The sequence below is a fragment of the Tigheibacillus halophilus genome, from assembly GCF_042683165.1.
GTDB lineage: Bacteria > Bacillota > Bacilli > Bacillales > Amphibacillaceae > Tigheibacillus > Tigheibacillus halophilus.
Genome location: NZ_JBHUIZ010000014.1, coordinates 109,580 through 129,611, shown reverse-complemented (window position 1 = coordinate 129,611; position 20,032 = coordinate 109,580). Strand labels below are relative to the sequence as shown.

At 41.0% G+C, this 20,032-nt stretch carries 21 protein-coding genes and 2 tRNA genes; 21 read left to right on the top strand and 2 right to left on the bottom strand.

Features of this window, described 5'->3' with window-relative positions:
• Positions 1–60 precede the first annotated feature (60 nt).
• The 6 genes from ACFSMW_RS15265 to uvrC all read left to right on the top strand — a co-directional run bounded on the left by ACFSMW_RS15265 (position 61) and on the right by uvrC (position 5,877).
• The gene (locus ACFSMW_RS15265) at positions 61–645 is read left to right on the top strand and encodes a TetR/AcrR family transcriptional regulator (RefSeq protein ID WP_390357082.1); all 585 of its coding nucleotides are present in this window, start codon (positions 61–63) and stop codon (positions 643–645) included.
• A gap of 40 nt (positions 646–685) precedes the next feature.
• The gene (locus ACFSMW_RS15260; protein ID WP_390357080.1) at positions 686–1,459 is read left to right on the top strand and encodes an enoyl-CoA hydratase; all 774 of its coding nucleotides are present in this window, start codon (positions 686–688) and stop codon (positions 1,457–1,459) included.
• Positions 1,460–1,481: 22 nt separating this feature from the next.
• Positions 1,482–2,255 carry an electron transfer flavoprotein subunit beta/FixA family protein gene (locus tag ACFSMW_RS15255; protein ID WP_390357079.1) on the top strand — a complete coding sequence of 258 codons (774 nt, stop codon included), beginning with the start codon at positions 1,482–1,484 and terminating at the stop codon, positions 2,253–2,255.
• A gap of 29 nt (positions 2,256–2,284) precedes the next feature.
• Positions 2,285–3,259, top strand: a complete 975-nt coding sequence (locus tag ACFSMW_RS15250) for an electron transfer flavoprotein subunit alpha/FixB family protein (RefSeq protein ID WP_390357077.1) — start codon at positions 2,285–2,287, stop codon at positions 3,257–3,259.
• A 158-nt stretch (positions 3,260–3,417) separates the two neighbouring features.
• Positions 3,418–3,732, top strand: a complete 315-nt coding sequence (gene trxA, locus ACFSMW_RS15245; RefSeq protein ID WP_390357075.1) for a thioredoxin — start codon at positions 3,418–3,420, stop codon at positions 3,730–3,732.
• Between the two features lie 330 nt (positions 3,733–4,062).
• On the top strand, positions 4,063–5,877 hold the full coding sequence (gene uvrC, locus ACFSMW_RS15240; protein WP_390357074.1) for an excinuclease ABC subunit UvrC: 1,815 nt from the start codon (positions 4,063–4,065) through the stop codon (positions 5,875–5,877).
• A 41-nt stretch (positions 5,878–5,918) separates the two neighbouring features.
• On the opposite strand, the gene ACFSMW_RS15235 is transcribed toward uvrC, so the two are convergent.
• Entirely contained in the window at positions 5,919–6,362 is a 444-nt protein-coding gene (locus tag ACFSMW_RS15235) for a YslB family protein (RefSeq protein ID WP_390357071.1), read from the bottom strand.
• Between the two features lie 512 nt (positions 6,363–6,874).
• Here ACFSMW_RS15235 and ACFSMW_RS15230 point away from each other — a divergent pair.
• From ACFSMW_RS15230 to ACFSMW_RS15215, 4 genes are all read left to right on the top strand, one after another.
• Positions 6,875–7,486 (top strand): succinate dehydrogenase cytochrome b558 subunit, encoded by a 612-nt coding sequence (locus tag ACFSMW_RS15230; protein ID WP_390357069.1) that lies wholly within the window; start codon positions 6,875–6,877, stop codon positions 7,484–7,486.
• Between the two features lie 73 nt (positions 7,487–7,559).
• Positions 7,560–9,311: a succinate dehydrogenase flavoprotein subunit gene (gene sdhA, locus ACFSMW_RS15225; RefSeq protein ID WP_390357068.1), complete on the top strand. Its 1,752-nt coding sequence runs from the start codon at positions 7,560–7,562 to the stop codon at positions 9,309–9,311.
• A gap of 70 nt (positions 9,312–9,381) precedes the next feature.
• The gene (sdhB, locus tag ACFSMW_RS15220; RefSeq protein ID WP_390357066.1) at positions 9,382–10,146 is read left to right on the top strand and encodes a succinate dehydrogenase iron-sulfur subunit; all 765 of its coding nucleotides are present in this window, start codon (positions 9,382–9,384) and stop codon (positions 10,144–10,146) included.
• 68 nt (positions 10,147–10,214) lie between these two features.
• The gene (locus ACFSMW_RS15215) at positions 10,215–10,661 is read left to right on the top strand and encodes an acyl-CoA thioesterase (RefSeq protein WP_390357065.1); all 447 of its coding nucleotides are present in this window, start codon (positions 10,215–10,217) and stop codon (positions 10,659–10,661) included.
• A gap of 154 nt (positions 10,662–10,815) precedes the next feature.
• Here ACFSMW_RS15215 and ACFSMW_RS15210 read toward each other — a convergent pair whose 3' ends face one another.
• Entirely contained in the window at positions 10,816–11,040 is a 225-nt protein-coding gene (locus ACFSMW_RS15210) for a helix-turn-helix domain-containing protein (protein ID WP_390357063.1), read from the bottom strand.
• A gap of 319 nt (positions 11,041–11,359) precedes the next feature.
• Between ACFSMW_RS15210 and ACFSMW_RS15205 the strand changes: the two genes are divergently transcribed.
• The 11 genes from ACFSMW_RS15205 (at position 11,360) to tig (ending at position 19,749) form a co-directional block, all read left to right on the top strand.
• Entirely contained in the window at positions 11,360–11,806 is a 447-nt protein-coding gene (locus ACFSMW_RS15205) for a MarR family winged helix-turn-helix transcriptional regulator (RefSeq protein ID WP_390357061.1), read from the top strand.
• 23 nt (positions 11,807–11,829) lie between these two features.
• Positions 11,830–12,642 (top strand): glutamate racemase, encoded by an 813-nt coding sequence (gene racE / locus ACFSMW_RS15200; protein WP_390357060.1) that lies wholly within the window; start codon positions 11,830–11,832, stop codon positions 12,640–12,642.
• A gap of 145 nt (positions 12,643–12,787) precedes the next feature.
• The gene (locus ACFSMW_RS15195) at positions 12,788–13,873 is read left to right on the top strand and encodes a GerMN domain-containing protein (RefSeq protein ID WP_390357058.1); all 1,086 of its coding nucleotides are present in this window, start codon (positions 12,788–12,790) and stop codon (positions 13,871–13,873) included.
• A gap of 211 nt (positions 13,874–14,084) precedes the next feature.
• A complete protein-coding gene (rph, locus tag ACFSMW_RS15190; protein ID WP_390357056.1) occupies positions 14,085–14,846 on the top strand; it encodes a ribonuclease PH in 762 nt (253 codons plus the stop codon).
• A gap of 4 nt (positions 14,847–14,850) precedes the next feature.
• Positions 14,851–15,465 carry an XTP/dITP diphosphatase gene (locus ACFSMW_RS15185; RefSeq protein ID WP_390357054.1) on the top strand — a complete coding sequence of 205 codons (615 nt, stop codon included), beginning with the start codon at positions 14,851–14,853 and terminating at the stop codon, positions 15,463–15,465.
• The gene (locus ACFSMW_RS15180; protein WP_390357052.1) at positions 15,455–15,970 is read left to right on the top strand and encodes a metallophosphoesterase; all 516 of its coding nucleotides are present in this window, start codon (positions 15,455–15,457) and stop codon (positions 15,968–15,970) included. Before ACFSMW_RS15185 ends, ACFSMW_RS15180 begins: the two co-directional genes overlap by 11 nt.
• Positions 15,971–16,155: 185 nt before the next feature.
• Positions 16,156–16,229, top strand: a tRNA-Gly gene (locus ACFSMW_RS15175).
• A gap of 16 nt (positions 16,230–16,245) precedes the next feature.
• Positions 16,246–16,319: transfer RNA gene (locus tag ACFSMW_RS15170), tRNA-Arg, on the top strand.
• Positions 16,320–16,375: 56 nt separating this feature from the next.
• Positions 16,376–17,023 (top strand): VTT domain-containing protein, encoded by a 648-nt coding sequence (locus ACFSMW_RS15165; protein WP_390357050.1) that lies wholly within the window; start codon positions 16,376–16,378, stop codon positions 17,021–17,023.
• A 173-nt stretch (positions 17,024–17,196) separates the two neighbouring features.
• Entirely contained in the window at positions 17,197–18,168 is a 972-nt protein-coding gene (locus ACFSMW_RS15160; protein ID WP_390357049.1) for a tetratricopeptide repeat protein, read from the top strand.
• 291 nt (positions 18,169–18,459) lie between these two features.
• Positions 18,460–19,749, top strand: a complete 1,290-nt coding sequence (gene tig / locus ACFSMW_RS15155; RefSeq protein WP_390357047.1) for a trigger factor — start codon at positions 18,460–18,462, stop codon at positions 19,747–19,749.
• Positions 19,750–20,032: the final 283 nt, after the last annotated feature.

The window sequence follows — 20,032 nt, the reverse complement described above, 5'->3', positions numbered from 1 at the left end:
TAGATACAATATAAAATGAATGAGTAATCATTCATTTTAGAAAGGTAGAAGGAGAACATGATGAAAAAGAACAAGCCTAAATATAATATGATAATCGAAGCTGCAGTGAAGGTGATCGCCGAAAATGGTTATCATGCTTCGCAAGTTTCTAAAATTGCTAAGAAAGCCGGCGTTGCGGATGGTACGATCTATCTCTATTTCAAAAATAAAGAAGATATTCTTGTAAGTGTTTTCGAAGAGAAAATGGGGCAGTTCATCGAGCAAATTAAAGTGGCTATCATGGATAAAGCGGATGCGCACGAAAAGCTGTTGACTTTGATCAGGATGCATTTTGAACAACTTGCTGCGGATCATCACCTGGCAATTGTCACGCAATTGGAGTTAAGGCAGTCAAATTTAGGTTTACGCAGGCAAATCAACCGAGTTTTAAAACCCTATCTTGATGTCATTGATGCCATTATCGAACAGGGAGTAGAAGAAAAAACTTATCAGACTGACTTGACCAGCCCATTGGCTCGCCAAATGATATTCGGCACATTGGATGAGATGGTGACCAATTGGGTGATGAAAGAAGAGAAATATGATCTCGTATCCCAAGCAGAGGCGGTGCATCGTTTGCTGATTCATGGTCTTCAGGCTAAGTAATGGCGCAATTTTCTGTTATAATTAGCAAGGGAGGGGATAATTGAAAATGCTATCATATGAGAAAAAAGAAAATGTTGCAACGCTTACTATCCAAAGTCCGCCGGCAAACGCACTTTCCAGCAAGCTGCTGAAAGAATTGGCGGAAAAGCTGGATAGCATGGAAAGGGATCCTGAACTCAAAGCTGTTATAATCAAAGGGGAAGGCAGATTTTTTTCAGCGGGAGCGGATATCAAAGAGTTCACTTCACTTCAAGAAGCTTCTGACTATGAGTCGCTTTCTGCAGATGGACAGCAGATTTTCGCACGTATGGAACGCTTTTCCATACCAATTATTGCGGTAATCCATGGGGCCGCATTAGGGGGCGGGTTAGAATTGGCAATGGCTTGTCATATCCGACTGGCCAGCTCTGACGCCAAGTTGGGTCTTCCCGAGTTGAATCTTGGCATTATCCCGGGTTTTGCTGGCTCACAAAGATTGCCAAGATACGTGGGAAATGCCAAAGCGTATGAAATGATTTTGACCGGTGCCCCTATTAGCGGAAAAGAGGCTGCCTCTTTCGGGCTTGTTAATAAAGCGCTTACAGAAGAGGAATTGTTTCCAGCAGCTGAAAAATTGGCCGGGAATATAGCGCAAAAAAGCAAGCCGGCAATAAAGCGCATCATGCAATTGATCCCATACGCCAATACAAACGCTATTGCAGAAGGATCTAAAGCAGAAGCTAAAGCCTTTGGGGAAATATTTGGTTCTGAGGATGCCAAAGAGGGAATTGAGGCTTTTCTGCATAAGCGCAAGCCAGTTTTCAAGGATAAATGACCAAAGATGAGGAGGAAAATATATGAATATTTATGTGATACTTAAAAGAACTTTCGATACGGAAGAAAAAATTGTGATATCCAATGGCAAAATTGAAACAGATGGTGCGGAGTATATCATTAATCCGTATGACGAGTATGCTGTTGAAGAGGCTATCAAGCAGCGTGATGAGCACGGAGGAGAAGTCACGGTAGTTACTGTTGGGGATGAGGAAAGTGAAAAACAGCTGCGTACTGCCCTTGCGATGGGTGCTGACAAAGCAACTCTGATCAACACAGAAGACGATTTGGAAGATGGCGACCAATACACAACAGCTAAAATTTTGGCAGCGTATTTCGAAGATAAAGAAGTGGATTTGATCTTAGCAGGTAATGTAGCTATCGATGAAGCAAGTGGTCAAGTAGGCCCTCGGCTTGCTGAGCGTTTAGGCATCTCATGTGTGACAACGATTACAAAATTGGATATTGAAGATGATAAGGCGCAAATTGACAAAGATGTAGAAGGTGATGTGGAAAAATTAGAGGTTTCACTCCCGTTATTGGTCACATGCCAGCAAGGGCTGAATGATCCGCGCTACCCATCTTTGCCAGGAATCATGAAAGCGAAGAAAAAACCTTTGGATGAACTTGAAATAGATGATTTCGATCTGGAGGAGGATGAATTAGAGCCGAAAACAAAAACGCTGGACATCTATCTGCCTCCTGAAAAGGAAGCTGGCCGAGTGTTAGAAGGTGAAGTCGCCGATCAGGTAAAAGAATTGGTTTCCTTACTTCAAAATGAAAAGAAAATATTGTGAGGATGTTGCTATAGAGAGGAGAATGTGTAATGACTGAAAAAATATTAGTAATTGGTGAAGTAAGAGACGGTGAACTACGTAATGTATCTTTTGAAGCGATTGCAGCTGCAAAGAAAATGAATGATCAAGCAGAAATCGTTGGAGCAGTGCTTGGGGCTGGGGAATTGGAAAAAGAAGCCCAAGCGATGATTCAGTACGGAGCTGACCGTGTGACCGCATTAAAAAATGATGCTTTGAAGCTATACACAGCAGATGCTTTTTCTCAGGTTTTATTAAAGCTTATTGAAAAAGAGTCTCCAGCGGGCATTGTGATGGGACATACAGCTGCGGGGAAGGATTTGACGCCGAAAATAGCGAGCAAACTTGAAACAGGGCTGATTTCTGATGTCACTGACATTGAAGTGGATGGAGAGAAGACCATATTCATCCGACCGATTTATTCAGGTAAAGCTTTTGAAAAAAAGCTGATCACTGATGGAATTACGTTTATTACGATCCGGCCGAATAACATTCCGGTGCTGGAACGTGATGAATCACGAACAGGTGAAGTGATTCATGAAGATGTGGAGGTCAATGACCTAAGGACTGTAATCAAAGATGTCATTCGAAAGGCATCTGAAGGTGTTGATCTGTCTGAAGCGAGCGTTATCGTTTCTGGCGGGAGGGGTGTGAAAAGCGCTGATGGTTTCAAGCCGCTATATGAATTGGCAGAGGTTCTCGGAGGAGCAGTAGGTGCTTCCCGCGGGGCATGTGATGCGGATTACTGCGACTATTCCCTGCAAATCGGACAGACAGGTAAGGTAGTCACCCCTGACTTATATATCGCCGTAGGGATTTCCGGAGCAATTCAGCACTTGGCAGGTATGTCCAATTCTAAGGTGATTGTTGCCATCAACAAGGACCCTGAAGCCAACATCTTCAATGTAGCAGACTATGGCATTGTAGGCGATTTGTTTGAAATCATTCCTATGCTGACGGAAGAAATCAGGAAGATCAAAGGTTGAAGGGTTATAAAACCCATTAGAAAAATCCAGTGTTGCTGGATTTTTTCTATTCTAAGAATACGTTTCATCGGTATAAGCAAACTATTAGTAAGTCGAAAATATTGATGATATACTGGCATTAATGATTAGGAATTAGATTGTCTAAGGAGGATATATATATGGCTATTGTACATGTGACTGACCAAAATTTTAATGAAGAAACTTCAAAAGGTCTTGTATTGGTAGATTTTTGGGCACCTTGGTGTGGACCTTGTAAAATGATCGCACCAGTGTTGGAAGAAATCGATGGAGAAATGAGCGATAAGGTCAAAATTGCTAAATTGGATGTGGATGAAAATCAAGAGACAGCTGGACGTTTCGGTGTCATGAGTATTCCAACGCTGCTTTTATTCAAAGATGGAAATGTAGTGGATCAAGTGATAGGTTTTCAGCCGAAAGAAGCATTACAGGACTTGATCAGCAAACATGCTTAAGTGATTCCAAAAATGCACAATCCCTTGCTGTCTGGCAAGGGATTGTTTTTTTGACAAGGTGTTTTCTAGAATTGTTGCTGTTGGAAAATATGAAATGCTGATCTATTGTTGCTCAAGCTGCGACGAGATGCCAATTTGCACCTCATCCTTCTCTGAGGTAAGTGCAAATCCCGCGCTGTGAAATTACACTCCGCTTCCCGGGGGAGGTTAATGGCTCTCGTTGACGGAGTTCATCGAGGCAAGGCCTATAGTTTTGCATGCATTTGCTTCGATAAACTTAAACCACATGCCGCGTTTTCTAAAAACAAAGGAAAAGGGAGACTAAAACGTATGAATCAGAGGATAAAGGAAAAGCTGGCAATTCTTCCTGGCCAACCAGGGTGCTATTTAATGAAGGATAAGCACGGCACGATTATCTACGTGGGGAAGTCTAAGCTATTGAAAAATCGTGTCAGATCATATTTCACTGGGGCCCATGACCGGAAAACGCAGCGCCTTGTCCAGGAAATTGATGACTTCGAATATATTATCACTTCATCAGAAATGGAAGCATTAATATTGGAAATGAACCTGATTAAAAAATATGACCCCAGGTATAATGTCATGCTTAAGGATGATAAGTCCTATCCTTATCTCAAGATAACTTCTGAACGTCATCCAAGACTTTTGATAACTCGTCAGGTAAAAAAAGATAAAGGAAAATATTTTGGTCCCTATCCAAATGTCATTGCAGCCAGAGAAACAAAAAAATTGCTCGACCGCTTATACCCGCTGCGTAAGTGCAATAATCCGCCTGGCCGCTATTGTCTTTATTATCATCTGGGGCAGTGTCTGGCATGCAGTGAAAACCCTCCTTCAGCAGAAGTGTACAGGGAAATCATCCAAAGTATCACTTCTTTTTTGCACGGCGGCTATAAAGAAATCAAAAAGGAATTGGTACAAAAGATGACCAGGGCCAGCGAAGAACTTCATTTTGAGCGTGCATCCGAGTACAGAGATTTGATCAGGAATATCGAAATTGTAATGGAACAGCAGAAAATCACCCTGAATGACAATGCGGATCGTGATGTTTTCGGGTATTACGTTGATAAAGGCTGGATGTGTGTACAAGTCTTCTTTGTCAGACAAGGAAAACTGATTGAACGGGACGTTTCTCTTTTCCCCTTTTTTGATGAGGCAGAAGAGACATTCATAACTTTCATCGGACGTTTTTATTTACACCGTAACCACCCAAAACCGAAACAAATTTTGCTTCCAGTCGGTACTGATACATCCATGTTGGAAGAATTGCTTGAAATCAACGTAAGCACCCCGCTGCGCGGGAAAAAGAAAGAATTGGTGCAACTGGCGATGGAAAATGCAAAGGCGTCTCTGACACAAAAATTTTCATTGATTGAACGCGATGAAGAACGGACGGTTATCGCTATGGATAAACTGGGAGAGGCCCTTCTTATTGAAACGCCCCATCGGATTGAAACATTCGATAATTCCAATATACAAGGCAGTGATCCGGTTTCTGCCATGGTCGTTTTTATCGATGGAAAGCCTGATAAAAGAGAATATCGAAAGTATAAAATACGCGGTGTAAAAGGACCAGATGATTATGAAACCATGAGGGAGGTAATCCGCAGACGGTATACAAGGGTATTGAAAGAAAACCTGCCACTGCCTGATCTTATCATTGTCGATGGAGGAAGAGGACAAATGAGTGCGGCAAAAGATGTGCTGGAGGATGAACTTGGGCTGGATATTCCGCTGTGCGGCCTGGCCAAAGATGACAGGCATAAAACAAGTGAGTTGTTATATGGCGATCCGCCAGAAGTTGTTCAACTGTCAAGAAAGTCTCAGGAATTTTACCTTGTTCAGCGTATCCAGGATGAGGTGCATAGATTTGCAATCACTTTTCATCGTCAGCTTCGAGGGAAAAACTTGCTCCAGTCTGAGTTGGATAAAATCCCAGGAGTCGGGGCAAAAAGACGCAAACTGCTTTTAACACATTTTGCTTCCATACAAGAGATTGCCAAAGCTGATGTAACCCATTTCAGAAAACTCGGCATTCCTAAAAATACTGCTGAACAAATCATTGCATATTTGAATAAAGAGATGGCAGATGAAACAAATGAGGTAAAGGAAGATGATGAATGAGGCTGTCCCAGTAAATGGGACAGCCTCACTTTGTTTTGCGGTCAAATTGGTTCAGTATAATGGACGTGGAATTCCACTTGATGGATTTTAGTATTCACTTCAAACCTGCATTCACACACTTTCTCTTGCATGATTTCTAATGTCTCCGCCAAGAATCCGGCTTCCAAATAAAAGTCTGTATCAACTTTAGCACGTATTCGTTGTACGACTGCATCCGCCAACAAGTAGAAAACAAAGCCTTTTCGTTTTTCTTTAATGAATTCCAAGCTCCCCCAGCCCATCGAAGTAAAAAAAGTGGCTAACTCTTCCATGTTGCTGATAGAAAATTTTCTTGCTAATTTTTTTCCCATAAAATAAAGCAAAGAGTCTTTTTCATCACCAAACAGTTCAGGTAATGCTATGTAACGTAAAATGTCATAACCCGCACCAGGAGATTGCAATTGGTCGAGCAGTGAAATAGGGAGCAATTCCTTTTTTTTCGACATGAAGGTCATCCTTTCCGTATATGTAAATGTTTCTAGGGTAGTCATGAAAAAGATACTTACTTATTATCTATTGAATCCGAGAATTGTGCAACCTTCACTTCATCATAGATTCACTGGTGATAAACCATTTTAAACAGCGTCCGGCCTTTGATATCAGCTGTTCTTCCCTCTTTTTAAAAGAAAATCGTTTCTCGTTCATTTTTTTAAGAGTATGCTAGTTTGACAACTGGTAAATAAGCCGCGTATAAACATTGTTTTTCCCCGCCTATCTGTTAATGAAACGCTTTGATCAGCTATTGAAAACACTGTTGTGCAGTCATGTACAAGGAATGAGGTTGTTACCCTTTTCTTGACGCTTAAAGTCTTAAGAAGTACAATAAACATGTCACAAATTGTACATTTTTCATCTTGTCATAGCGACACAAATTCATACAAATTTTGAATGTAAGTGTGATGCTGAAACTGAAGAAGTACAGAAGTGCAACACTACAACTAACCGAGGGGGGTAAAACATGTCAAAGCATCCTGAGTTTTTTTGGAAAAGGTTACATTCTTTATCGGGATTGATACCTGTAGGTCTTTTTTTGATTGTGCACTTAACCGTGAATTATTTTGCCGTGTATGGTGAAGAAAAATTTAATGGTGCAACTGAGTTTATGGAAAGTCTGCCTTTTCTAGTTGCATTGGAAATCCTGGTAATCTATTTGCCAATCCTTTTTCATGGCATCCTGGGTGTTTACATTGCCTTTACTGCTAGGAACAACCCAAGAAACTATGGTTTTCTTCGCAACTGGTTATTCCTTCTGCAAAGGGTCACCGGCGTATTGACATTTATCTTTATTGCATGGCACGTATGGGAAACGCGAATCCAAGTAATGTTAGGAAATGCAAGTCTGGATTTCAGCCTGATGGAAAACATTCTGGCAAGCCCTGTCATGCTTTGGGTTTACATCGTTGGTGTCGTTTCAACAACTTTCCATTTTTCAAATGGTCTATGGGGCTTTCTGGTGCATTGGGGCTTCGCACAGTCGCCTAGATCTCAGAAAATCACTACATATGTCACTTTGATTGTTTTCGTAGTGGTCAGTTACGTAGGAGTCAGAGCACTATTTGCATTTGCATGATTTTTGCGATGCACGTTTGAATCTGTCCTTTTGGACTGATTGGTATGCAATTTAAAGGGAGTGAGCATTCAATATGAGTAAACGTAAAGTTGCCATTGTCGGCGGAGGTTTGGCCGGACTGTTTGCGGCAATTAAATGCGCAGAAGCAGGCGTAAACGTCGATTTATTTTCCATTGTTCCAGTAAAACGCTCTCACTCTGTTTGTGCACAGGGCGGAATCAATGGCGCAGTCAATACAAAGGGTGAGGGAGATTCGCCATGGAAACATTTCGATGACACAGTTTATGGTGGAGACTTTCTGGCTAATCAGCCGCCAGTAAAAGCTATGTGCGAAATGGCACCAAAGATTATCAATTTGATGGACCGTATGGGTGTCATGTTCAACCGTACTCCGGAAGGACTGCTTGATTTCCGTCGTTTTGGAGGAACGGATGTGCACCGTACAGCATATGCAGGTGCAACAACTGGCCAACAGCTTCTATATGCTTTGGATGAGCAAGTACGCCGTTTCGAAGTAGAGGGACTGGTTACCAAATACGAAGGCTGGGAATATCTTGGTGCTGTATTGGATGATTCCAATACGAGCAAAGGTATCGTTGCCCAAAATATAAAAACACATGAAATCCAAGCCTTTCGTGCGGACGCTACCATTATGGCTACAGGCGGACCCGGTATCATTTTCGGTAAATCGACAAACTCCATGATCAATACGGGATCTGCTGCAAGCACATTGTATCAGCAAGGTGCAAAATATGCGAATGGTGAATTTATCCAAATCCACCCTACAGCTATTCCGGGAGACGACAAGCTCCGTTTGATGAGTGAATCAGCCCGTGGCGAGGGCGGTCGGATCTGGACGTATAAAGATGGCGAACCGTGGTATTTCCTAGAGGAAAAATACCCTGCATACGGCAATCTGGTTACGAGGGACATAGCAACAAGGGAAATTTTTGATGTCTGTGTCAACCAAAAACTTGGCATTAATGGGGAAAATATGGTGTACCTCGATCTTTCCCATAAAGATCCACATGAGCTTGATGTCAAGCTTGGTGGAATCATGGAAATTTATGAGAAATTTGTTGGGGAGGACCCGCGTAAAGTCCCAATGAAAATTTTTCCTGCTGTTCACTATTCGATGGGAGGGTTATGGGTCGATTTCGATCAAAAAACCAGTATTCCCGGTGTGTTCGCAGCTGGTGAATGTGATTATTCCCAGCACGGGGGAAATCGTTTGGGTGCCAATTCACTGCTGAGCGCCATGTACGGCGGTATGGTCTCTGGTCCGAATGCTATCAGTTATATTGATGGTCTTGATAAGCACGCTGAGGATGAATCATCCAAGTTGTTCGATGACCGCGTAAAAGAAGAAGTGGAGAAATTCGAAGCGATGATGAAAATGCGTGGGAAAGAAAATGCTTACAAGCTCCATCAGGAACTTGGCGAATGGATGACTGAAAACGTTACTGTTGTACGTCATAATGACAAGCTACTGAAAACGGATGAAAAGATACAAGAGCTAATGGAGCGTTGGAACAATATCAATATGGATGATACATCCCGATACAGCAACCAGGGAATCATGTTTACCCGTCAATTAAAAAATATGTTGCAGCTGGCGCGCGTCATCACCATTGGCGCTTATAACCGCAATGAAAGCCGCGGAGCGCATTACAAACCGGAGTTTCCGGAGCGTAATGATGAAGAATGGCTGAAAACAACTATAGCTGAATATAATCAGGAAAAAAATAAACCGGAACTCTCTTATGAAGAAGTCGATACTTCTTTGATTAAACCGCGATTACGAGACTACACCAAGAAACATTGATGATGTCTGAAAAATGCTACGCGGAAATCTTATCCATTTTCTAACATTCAAGGGAAGGGAGTAAATGAGAATGGCTGAACAAAAGACTGTTACTTTTATCGTTACCCGACAAGACAGCCCTGATTCTGCCCCTTATAAAGAAACGTTTAACGTTCCTTATCGTAAAAATATGAACGTCATTTCCGGATTGATGGAAATCAGGAAAAACCCGGTAAATGCAAAAGGGGAAGAAACCACACCTATCCAATGGGAAATGAACTGTCTGGAAGAAGTGTGCGGCGCCTGCTCAATGGTTATCAATGGTACGGCAAGACAATCATGCTCTGCCCTTGTAGATGACCTTGAACAGCCAATTCATTTGGAACCAATGGCTACTTTTCCAGTAGAACGTGATCTGGTAGTCGATCGTTCCCGTATGTTTGATGCTTTAAAACGTATCAAGGCGTGGATTCCGATTGATGGTACCTATGATCTTGGTCCTGGTCCGCGTATGCCTGAGAAGAAGCGCCAGTGGGCTTATGAGCTTTCCAAATGCATGACCTGCGGCGTATGTCTGGAAGCATGTCCGAACGTCAATGACAAGTCTGATTTTATTGGACCTGCATTTTTATCATTGCCACGTTTGTATAACGCTCATCCAACAGGTGCTATGAACAAGTCCGAGCGTTTGGATGCACTGATGGATGATGGCGGAATTACAGGATGCGGAAATTCACAAAACTGCGTGCAAGTTTGTCCAAAGGGCATTCCTTTGACAACATCGATTGCTGCAATGAACCGTGCTACAAATATACAAGCATTCAAAAATTTCTTTGGCAGTGACAACGCCCATTGATGATTTTGACAAAAGCCCTTGCCATATTGGCAAGGGCTTTTGTGCTATAGACAAGAGGAGATGGAAAGATGAAAAAAATTTCTTATATTGATGATTTTGAAAAATGGATTCAGGGATTCACCTTCTCCATTCCGATTAAAATACGTTTTTCTGAAACAGATATGTTCGGGCATGTGAACAATGTATCACCGTTTATTTATTTTGAAGAAGGCAGAATCGCCTACCTGCAGTCATTAGGCTTGTTCGATTTGCAGCAAACGAAATCGGAGGGGATACCTATTGTGGCTGATTTGCAATGTGATTATCTGAAACAGCTTTATTTCAATGATCAGCTTCAGCTGTATGTGAAAGCCCAATCGGTAGGGACGACCTCCATCGACGTTCATTATATGGTGAAAAATGAAAAAGAAGAAGTTTGCCTGACTGGCAGGGGAAGAATGGTGTTTATTGATGCCCAATCCGGAAAACCAGTTGCGCTGCGGAACGAATTGAAAGAAAAATTACTACAGGCATAAATGCGTATTCCTAAGCGGTAATTTTAGAATGTAAGAGATTTTTTAAGCAGCGTAAGCAGACTTGTGTAGCTGATTTTACACTGAGGTATATCGAAGAAAACCATGCAGTCTCGTTTTAAAGGAAAACCGACCTTCAAGTGAAGATCGGTTTTTTTTAGAGCTTAAGCTCTCCCATGCGAAGTAATTCTACAACTGCTTGCGAACGCCCCTTGACACCCAATTTTTGCATCGCATTCGAGATATGGTTTCGGACTGTTTTTTCCGAGATAAACAATTCCTGGGCAATTTCTTTCGTTGTCTTATCCTGGACCAATAGTTCGAATACTTCTTTTTCACGCTTTGTCAGTAATTGCTTGGGTTTGTAGTCGCTATCCCTCAAATGAAAACCCCTCCTTGCTGTCGTAGAGCTGTGCCCAGAAGGGAATTATCTAGTCATGAATAGCTTATGTAGCGATGTGTAAACGGTGCGCACATTTCATTAGACAAAAAAGTTCTTGATGTTTCGTATGTTTATAATCGTTATGTTTCGTAAAAGTTCGGATTCGTAGATCTGTAGCGCATAAACGGCGTAACTTTGTCATACAGGAATATACGAACTTGTAAAGGGAATCTCCTCCTCCGCTTATAAATATTTCATTTGTACATAATGATTTGTGATACAATGATTTTAAACGTGGGAAGAATTGGAGGCAGCAAATTTGGAAACAGTGACAGATTTAATTCCAATATTGGAAAAAAGAATTCGACATATTTCTGGAGCCATCAAACAAAGCGGCAGAAAAATTTTGAAAAATTATCCCATCACTTCGCCCCAATTCATTGCACTGCAGTGGATTATTGAAGAGGACAATCTGACTATCGGAGAATTATCCAATAAAATTAGTTTAGCTTTCAGTACGACAACAGACTTGGTTGATCGGCTGGAAAAAAATGGTCTGGTGCAACGGACAAAAGATGAGAGCGACCGCAGGGTTGTCCGTATTATTCCTTTGGAAAAAGGAAAGGCCATCATCAATGAAGTGATTGAAAAGCGCCGGGAATACTTAGGTGAGGTTATCGGAAGCTTCACGACAGAGCAGGCTGAAGCATTGGATGAATTACTGGAGCAATTATATGAGAGAATGAAAAACATCAATGAAAGATAACAACAAAGAAGAGGCGATTTATTTTGGAACGTGCTATTGGGGTCATAGATTCAGGAGTGGGTGGACTGACGGTAGCTTATGAACTGATGAGGCAGCTGCCGAATGAAAGATTGATTTATCTTGGTGATACCCTCAGGTGTCCTTATGGACCCCGCCCTGAACTTGAAATAAAGGCATTCACTTGGGAAATGGTAAATTTTCTACTGACAAAACATATTAAAATGCTGGTTATCGCCTGTAATACCGCTACTGCATTTACATTGCAGGAATTACAAGAGAAACTCGATATTCCTGTAATCGGTGTGATTCAGCCGGGTGCAAGAGCCGCTATTAAAGTGACAAAAACTAATCATGTCGGGGTTATTGGCACACTGGGAACCATCGGCAGTGAAGCTTATGCAACAGCCCTCCAAACGATCAAACCCGAGATTGCTGTAACGTCGCTGGCATGTTCGCCATTTGTTCCGATGGTTGAAAAGGGAATTTTACAGGGTGAGCAATGTTTATCAGTGGTAAAAGAATCTTTGCTTCCCATGCAAAAAATAAAAAAGATGGATACACTCATTCTTGGGTGTACACATTATCCGATTATAAAAGATACCATTCAGCAGGTGATGGGTCCCAAAATAAGCTTGATATCTTCCAGCGAGGAGACAGCGAGGGAAACGAGCATCATCTTAGAAATGAAAGGATTGCTGAATAAACCGAATGAGGTTGGGAATCATGAATTTTATACAACGGGCAACCTGGAAACATTCAAAAAAATGACCCATCGTATTTTTGCAAAAAGAATGGAATCCATTCAGCCTATTACTATGTACCGCACAGTGATATGATTACATGAAAGAACAGTTAGTCCTCTTTGAAGGCTGACTGTTTTTTTGTTGATTTCTGAATTGGCTTTGTTAAAGAGGAAAGTAGGTATTTTTTTCATGAAGGCTCGTATACATAGTAGTACAAACCATCGTAGGAGGGAATGACATGAAAGCTCGGGGCTTGCTCGTATTGTTGATGGCTGTTTGCTTGAGTATGCTATTGACAGGGTGTTTTAAAGGGGAACAATCGTTGAAAGAAATCGATCCGCCGAAAAATGCAAAAGCTGTGGATGGAGCGAAGGATACAAAGAAAACGGATAAAACGTCTGAGGAAAAAAATACGAAAGAAGGTTCTGGTGAGGCTGTGAAGGATACCACAGCAAGACAGCTTTACTTACTCGACAGTAATAAGATGGTAGTGCCTCAGACCTTGGATTTGCCAGTACCGGATTCTGGGGAAGTGGCTAAACAGGCTTTGGAGTACTTGGTGAAGGGTGGACCGGTGACCTCCATTCTGCCAAACGGTTTCCAGGCAGTGCTGCCAGAAGGTACTGAGATTCTGGGGTTGAAGGCAGAAGGAGATACCATGATTGTCGATGTTTCTAAGGAATTTAAAGATTATGAAGCAAGTGATGAAGTAAAGATACTGGAAGCGATGACAAATACTCTTACACAGTTTGATAAGGTTAAAAAAGTAAAATTGTGGATCAATGGTTACCCACAAGAAAAAATGCCAGTCAATGGCACCCCAATAGGCAATGGTTATTCCGCAGCGAATGGTATCAATCTGATGGAAACAGAGGCCGTCGACCTAATGGACAGTAAAGCAGTGACCATGTATTTTCCGGCTGAACATAACAAAACGAGATATTATGTTCCTGTCACAAGCCATATTGAGGTGAGTGAAGATGATAATATCTATCAAAAGGTGGTCAATTCATTGGTGAAAGGCCCCGATTATCGTACGAACGCACTTCAAGTGTTCAACACCGGCACTTCGCTGGTCGATCCTCCTTCATTGGATGATGGTGTGTTAAGTCTAACTTTTAACCAAAAAATATTAGAGGATAAAGAAAAAGGGGTTATTTCAGATGAAGTAATTGAAACAATTGTCAGAACAATGGCTGCACAAAAAGGTGTCAAGGCAGTTGATTTAAAAGTCGAAAAAACAGACCACCTTGTCAATGAACAAGGTGAAGAATACAATGAGCCAGTATCATTGGACAAATATACGAAATCCAAAAAACTGTAAAGAGGTAAATATGCCTCTTTCCTTTTTTTGTTGGACGCAAGAAAAAAACAAATATGAAAAAGCGGCTGATAGTTCCTGAAAAATGCAGCCTATCTACAGCTGGCCGTCATGAAATGAAGTGTTACGATAAAAAATAAAAGAAAGGGATTTTTTTCGGAAAATAAAAGAAAATATGGTATGCTAATACTTGTGAATCAAGGAGGCAGAATAAATGCGCAATCATGATAGACAAGCAGGTGACCTAAGGGAAATTGATATCATCACGAATTTCACCAAACATCCAGAAGGATCTGTTTTGATTCAGGTAGGCGATACAAAAGTAATTTGTAATGCGAGTATTGAAGAGAGAGTTCCTCCCTTCATGCGAGGTCAGGGGAAGGGATGGATCACTGCCGAATATTCCATGCTGCCAAGGGCGACCGAACAAAGAAACATCCGTGAATCTTCAAAAGGGAAGGTTGCGGGCAGAACAATGGAAATACAGCGGCTGATTGGAAGAACACTCCGCAGTGTGGTCGATTTGAATAAAATCGGTGAAAGAACGATCTGGATTGACTGTGATGTTATCCAAGCTGATGGCGGAACTCGGACAGCCTCCATCACAGGTGCCTTTGTAGCACTTGTTTTGGCTTTCGGAAAACTGATCGAGAATAAAACGATAAAACAAATGCCTGTCACTGATTTTTTGGCGGCAACATCAGTTGGGATATTGCCAGATGGAACTGAGATTCTTGATTTGGAGTATACAGAAGATTCTCATGCAAATGTGGACATGAACATCGTGATGACCGGTAAAGGCGAATTTGTAGAAATTCAAGGAACTGGTGAAGAAGCAACATTTACAATGGACCAGCTAAACACCATGCTTGGTCTTGCTAAAAATGGATTAGAACAGATCATTGCCAAACAAAAGGAAGTATTGGGAGATCTAGTTGAAAAAATTGGGGAAACAAAAACAATGGACAGGAAATGATTGAATGAAACAAATAATCATTGCTACCAAAAATAAAGGAAAAGCAGAAGAATTCAAAGTTTTTTTCCGCCCATACCATATAGAAGCACTATCTTTACTGGATTTAAATGAGAATGTGAGCGATGTAGAAGAAACTGGAAGCACATTTTCGGAGAATGCTGCACTTAAATCCGAAACGATTTCAGCATTATTTGGTTGCCCGGTTATTGCCGATGACTCAGGTTTGATAGTCGAGGAGCTGGACGGGGAACCTGGGATTTATTCAGCAAGATATGCTGGCAGGGAGAAGAATGATCAGAAGAATATAGATAAGCTGCTTCATAAATTGAACCAAATCCCTGATGCGCAACGTTCCGCAAAGTTCATTTGTGTACTTGCTCTCAGTGTACCGGGCCAACCCACAACCTTTTTTACAGGATATTGCAAGGGGAAAATCGCTGCAAAGCAATCTGGTAAGAATGGTTTCGGTTACGACCCAGTATTCATACCTGAAGGTTATATCAAGACAATGGCTGAACTTGACCCATCTGAGAAAAATCGAATCAGTCATAGAAGTAATGCATTTGCACGGTTACAGGAATGGATCAAATTAAATTTGGAGAGGGATCATGATGTATAAAGTGCTTATCGTAAGCGATAGCCACGGGTTAAAGGAGCAGTTGAAACAAATCAAAGAACGGCATGAAGCCGAATATTTGCTTCATTGTGGTGATTCAGAACTTGACATGGATGAGGATGCTATGACCGGTTTTTTGAAAGTCCGGGGTAATTGTGATTTCGACGTTAGATATCCTTTGGAACAAACATTTGCAATAAACGAAACTGTATTTTTCATTGCACATGGTCATTTGCATGATGTAAAGATGGACCTGACCAAAATCAGTTATCGAGGAGAGGAGCTAGGAGCCAACATCGTTTGTTTTGGACATACGCATGTAGCTGGAGTCCAAAAGATGGGGGACCAAGTATTAATCAATCCCGGCAGCATCCGTCTTCCTAAGGGAAGGCTAGAAAAAACCTATGCAATCCTGCAATGGGAAAATCTTGAAAATGGAGCTGAAGTTGTATTCTATACTGTCGAAGGTGAACAAGTGGAAGAACTCTCCCAGCATGTTTCTTTTTAAGGTGAAAAGTATGATAAAACATCATGAATACGTGAACTTTCAAAGAAAGATCAATATCTAGCAGACAGGAATGCAAAAAAACTTCCTGTCTGCTAAAAAAAAGATTGACAATATATAAGAAAGTGCATATAATAATTCTTGTGGCAAAAAACAAACCGTTTTTTAAAGGGAAGATTAATTTCAATGCGGGTGTAGTTTAATGGTAAAACCTCAGCCTTCCAAGCTGATGACGAGGGTTCGATTCCCTTCACCCGCTCCATACATAAATCGAATATGTCCCAGTAGCTCAGCTGGATAGAGCAACAGCCTTCTAAGCTGTGGGTCGCAGGTTCGAATCCTGCCTGGGACGCTATGCAAAACGCCAGCTGTATTGCTGGCGTTTTTTTGAAAGGCGGCAATAAATCCATGGCTTTACTAGAGCAATTGATTAGCTTCATTCTACATATTGACAAGCATTTGTTGGATATAATTGATATCTTCGGTTTTTGGTCGTATGCTATTTTGTTCTTGATCGTATTCGTTGAAACTGGTGTGGTCATTTTCCCTTTCCTGCCAGGTGACTCATTGCTGTTCGCTGCCAGTGCGTTTGCAGCTGCAGGAGCGTTTCATATATGGATACTCATCCTGGTGTTTTTCGCGGCGGCGATTCTAGGTGATACGATCAACTATCATATAGGTCAAAAGATAGGAAAGTCGTTATCTGATAGCAACCATTTTGGGAAGTTTATTAATCAGGAAAAAATGCAAAAAGCAGAGGATTTTTTCAATAAGCATGGGGGAAAGACGATTGTCATTGCTCGATTTATGCCCTTCATCCGAACTTTCGTACCATTTGTAGCAGGCGCCAGTCATATGAATTATCGGTATTTCCTTATTTATAACGTGACGGGTGCAGCCATATGGGTTGGTTTATGTACAATAGCGGGTTACTTCTTCGGTAATATTCCCATCATCAAAAATAATTTTTCCGCCGTATTCCTTATTATTATTTTTCTTTCTGTATTGCCTGCTGTCATTTCGTTTATCAAGACGCAGTTGGATAAACGAAAATAATAAAAGATAAGAATGCATATAGTGGAGATGATGAAACGGGCGATTTGCCAATGAGCAAATTTCTCGTTTTCTGTTTTAATAAAAGTATAATAATGCTAAGCAAGTGGTTTACATATCATATAAATAGGGAAATATGCAACAGGTACTATCATAAGCGGGAAAGGAGGTTACATATGGCTCAAAACGAAAAAGTGATACTTTTTCCGAAATGGAAGGCAAATTTGGAAGAAGAAGGTCTGCGCTTTTTGAAGGCAGCTGACTATAAAGAGGCATTGGACAGATTCAATCAGCTGATTGCCTATCACGTCGCCAATGACGATATCATCACAGGGAAGCTGATTTGTTTAATGGAACTTGGCATGTATGATGAAGCAGAAGAAATATGTTTGTCCGAAATGGAGCAAATGAACAAGAGTTATTACCAGTACGCTCATATCTATTTCACAATGCTTTTTCAGACGAATCAATATGATGTTCTGATGGAAAAACTGGATTATGAGCTTTCGTTTGCGGGGCTGCCAGAAAATGAAAAGCAGCAATTTCAGCAGTTGTATGAAATGAGTGCCGCGATGAAAATTGATTTTGATGAGAAAAAAAACACTGCCTACATAGCCGATTTGAAAGAGGCGGTGGAAGAAGAGGATATTCAAAAACAATGGCGTACAATTGAAGCACTTCGAAAAATGAAATTGAAACCAAGCTCTTGGGAAATTCAATTGCTGCGAGAGGAATTCATTCATCCAGTCGTGAAAACAGCGATTGTTGAATGGCTGCAAACGATTGGTGCAGTTGAAGCCGTACATATACATAAATTCGGGATGAAGGCGACAATCAATCCGAGCGAACTTCCATCTTTTTCCCAGCATCCAGCAGTTTCTGCCATTCTATCTACATACGATGACATAGAGCAAAAAAACCCGACATTGTATCAAATGCTGCAAAAACTTCTGAATCATTACGCGTATGTCCGGTTTCCTTTTATGCCTGAACGGTCTGAGGTGAACAAAATTGCCTCCGCGATTCTTTACATAGGAAAAAAGTATCTGAACTTGCCAACCGATGATGGTGCATCTGGGGAAATGCAAAATTACTTATCAGAAGTAGAGCTTTGTGACAGGCTTTATGCCAGTATTATCGCTGATTGACAATTGATACAGCAAATGCTTGAAAGGCCAAACAATTATGTTATAATATAGTGGTTGTATATGGACTGAATAGGATTATTCATCACTTACAAACCCAATGTAGGTAATAGAAATGCAGTCATTTCTATGAAAAAATCTTGATTTTCACTAATATGAACAAAAATGGTATAAGTGATATCTTGATGGATGATTGTGAGAAAGCTTGGCGATAGCCATTTTCGCTTATGAGGCAGAAAAGAGTTTACACTTTTCTTGTTGCCAAGAACAAATAGATTTTCGGAGGGATCATATATGTCAGCTAAATGGGAAAAAAATGAAGGAAATGAAGGCGTACTAACCTTTGAGGCTAGCGCAGAAGATTTTGAAACAGCTTTGGACAAAGCTTTTAAAAAGGTAGTTAAGGATGTCCAAATTCCAGGATTTCGTAAAGGCAAAATTCCGCGTAAAATTTTTGAAAAACGTTTTGGTGTTGAGTCACTTTATCAAGATGCTGTAGATATCGTACTGCCTGATGCATACATGGCAGCAGTTAGTGAAGCAAAAATCGAACCAGTTGATCAGCCTGAAATCAACATTGAAGAAATCGAAAGAGGCAAAAACCTGGTCTTCACTGCAAAAGTCACTGTAAAGCCTGAAGTAAAGCTTGGGGAATACAAGGGACTTGAAGTGGAAGAAGAAGATGTGACTGTGACGGATGAAGATGTAGATCATGAAATCGAACACCAACGTCAGCATCATGCAGAACTCGTTGTAAAAGAAGATGGCGAAGTAGCAGAAGGCGATACAGCGGTCATCGATTTTGAAGGATTTGTAGATGGGGAAGCATTCGAAGGTGGAAAAGGTGAAAATTTCTCTTTGGAAATCGGATCAGGCCAATTTATTCCTGGGTTTGAAGAACAATTAATCGGGAAAAAATCCGGCGAAGAAACAGAAGTGAACGTAACATTCCCTGAAGATTATCATGAAGAAAGCTTGAAAGGCAAAGAGGCAGTATTCAAAGTGACAATTCATGAAATCAAATCAAAAGAATTGCCAGATCTTGACGATGAATTTGCAAAAGATGTCGACGAAGAAGTGGAAACACTTGACGAACTTAAAAAGAAAACACGCGAAAACCTTGAAAAACAGAAAAAACAAAGTGCAGAAGATAAAAAACGTACGACGTTGATTGAAAAAGCTACCGAGAATGCTGAAGTGGAAATTCCTGACGCAATGGTTGAAACTGAGTTGGAACGCATGATGAATGAATTCAAGCAAAACTTACAAATGCAAGGAATGACATTGGAAATGTATTTCCAATTCTCAGGACAGGATGAAAATGCACTGAAAGACCAAATGCGTGAGGATGCCCAAAAACGTGTTAAGACGAATTTAACACTTGAGGCCATCGCCAATGCAGAAGCGCTCGAGGCATCTGATGAAGATGTAGAAGCAGAACTTGATAAAATGGCAGGTATGTACAATGTTGAAAAAGACCAGCTTGTGAATATGCTTGGCGGCAGCACAGACATGCTAAAAGAGGACCTGAAAGTTCAAAAAGCACTTGACTTCCTTGTGGAGCACAGCAAAGCAGCTGCATAATAACTGTTAAAAAACATATAAACACAAGGTGTTGAACGCGCCTTGTGTTTTCTTTCAATCAATCAGTCTTCCATGCATAAGAAGGACAAACCTACATATGATGGAATAAACATAATTGAAGTATACATACAGCAGTAGGGAAGTTTTCCGGTAAATACAAAAAAGTTGACATTCCCTGCAAAGAATACATAATAGGAACATGCTGAAATATATTTTCGAAAAATACATGGATTTGATTGTTCATAACCTCTCTGGTTATGCTACAATATGACAACAAGATGTA

Coding starts and splice junctions, on each gene's coding strand:
- ACFSMW_RS15265 (WP_390357082.1), top strand. CDS start 61: ATGAAAAAGAACAAGCCTAAATATAATATGATAATCGAAGCTGCAGTG.
- ACFSMW_RS15255 (WP_390357079.1), top strand. CDS start 1,482: ATGAATATTTATGTGATACTTAAAAGAACTTTCGATACGGAAGAAAAA.
- ACFSMW_RS15250 (WP_390357077.1), top strand. CDS start 2,285: ATGACTGAAAAAATATTAGTAATTGGTGAAGTAAGAGACGGTGAACTA.
- trxA (WP_390357075.1), top strand. CDS start 3,418: ATGGCTATTGTACATGTGACTGACCAAAATTTTAATGAAGAAACTTCA.
- uvrC (WP_390357074.1), top strand. CDS start 4,063: ATGAATCAGAGGATAAAGGAAAAGCTGGCAATTCTTCCTGGCCAACCA.
- ACFSMW_RS15235 (WP_390357071.1), bottom strand. CDS start 6,362: ATGTCGAAAAAAAAGGAATTGCTCCCTATTTCACTGCTCGACCAATTG.
- ACFSMW_RS15230 (WP_390357069.1), top strand. CDS start 6,875: ATGTCAAAGCATCCTGAGTTTTTTTGGAAAAGGTTACATTCTTTATCG.
- sdhA (WP_390357068.1), top strand. CDS start 7,560: ATGAGTAAACGTAAAGTTGCCATTGTCGGCGGAGGTTTGGCCGGACTG.
- sdhB (WP_390357066.1), top strand. CDS start 9,382: ATGGCTGAACAAAAGACTGTTACTTTTATCGTTACCCGACAAGACAGC.
- ACFSMW_RS15215 (WP_390357065.1), top strand. CDS start 10,215: ATGAAAAAAATTTCTTATATTGATGATTTTGAAAAATGGATTCAGGGA.
- ACFSMW_RS15195 (WP_390357058.1), top strand. CDS start 12,788: ATGAAAGCTCGGGGCTTGCTCGTATTGTTGATGGCTGTTTGCTTGAGT.
- rph (WP_390357056.1), top strand. CDS start 14,085: ATGCGCAATCATGATAGACAAGCAGGTGACCTAAGGGAAATTGATATC.
- ACFSMW_RS15185 (WP_390357054.1), top strand. CDS start 14,851: ATGAAACAAATAATCATTGCTACCAAAAATAAAGGAAAAGCAGAAGAA.
- ACFSMW_RS15180 (WP_390357052.1), top strand. CDS start 15,455: ATGATGTATAAAGTGCTTATCGTAAGCGATAGCCACGGGTTAAAGGAG.
- ACFSMW_RS15165 (WP_390357050.1), top strand. CDS start 16,376: ATGGCTTTACTAGAGCAATTGATTAGCTTCATTCTACATATTGACAAG.
- ACFSMW_RS15160 (WP_390357049.1), top strand. CDS start 17,197: ATGGCTCAAAACGAAAAAGTGATACTTTTTCCGAAATGGAAGGCAAAT.
- tig (WP_390357047.1), top strand. CDS start 18,460: ATGTCAGCTAAATGGGAAAAAAATGAAGGAAATGAAGGCGTACTAACC.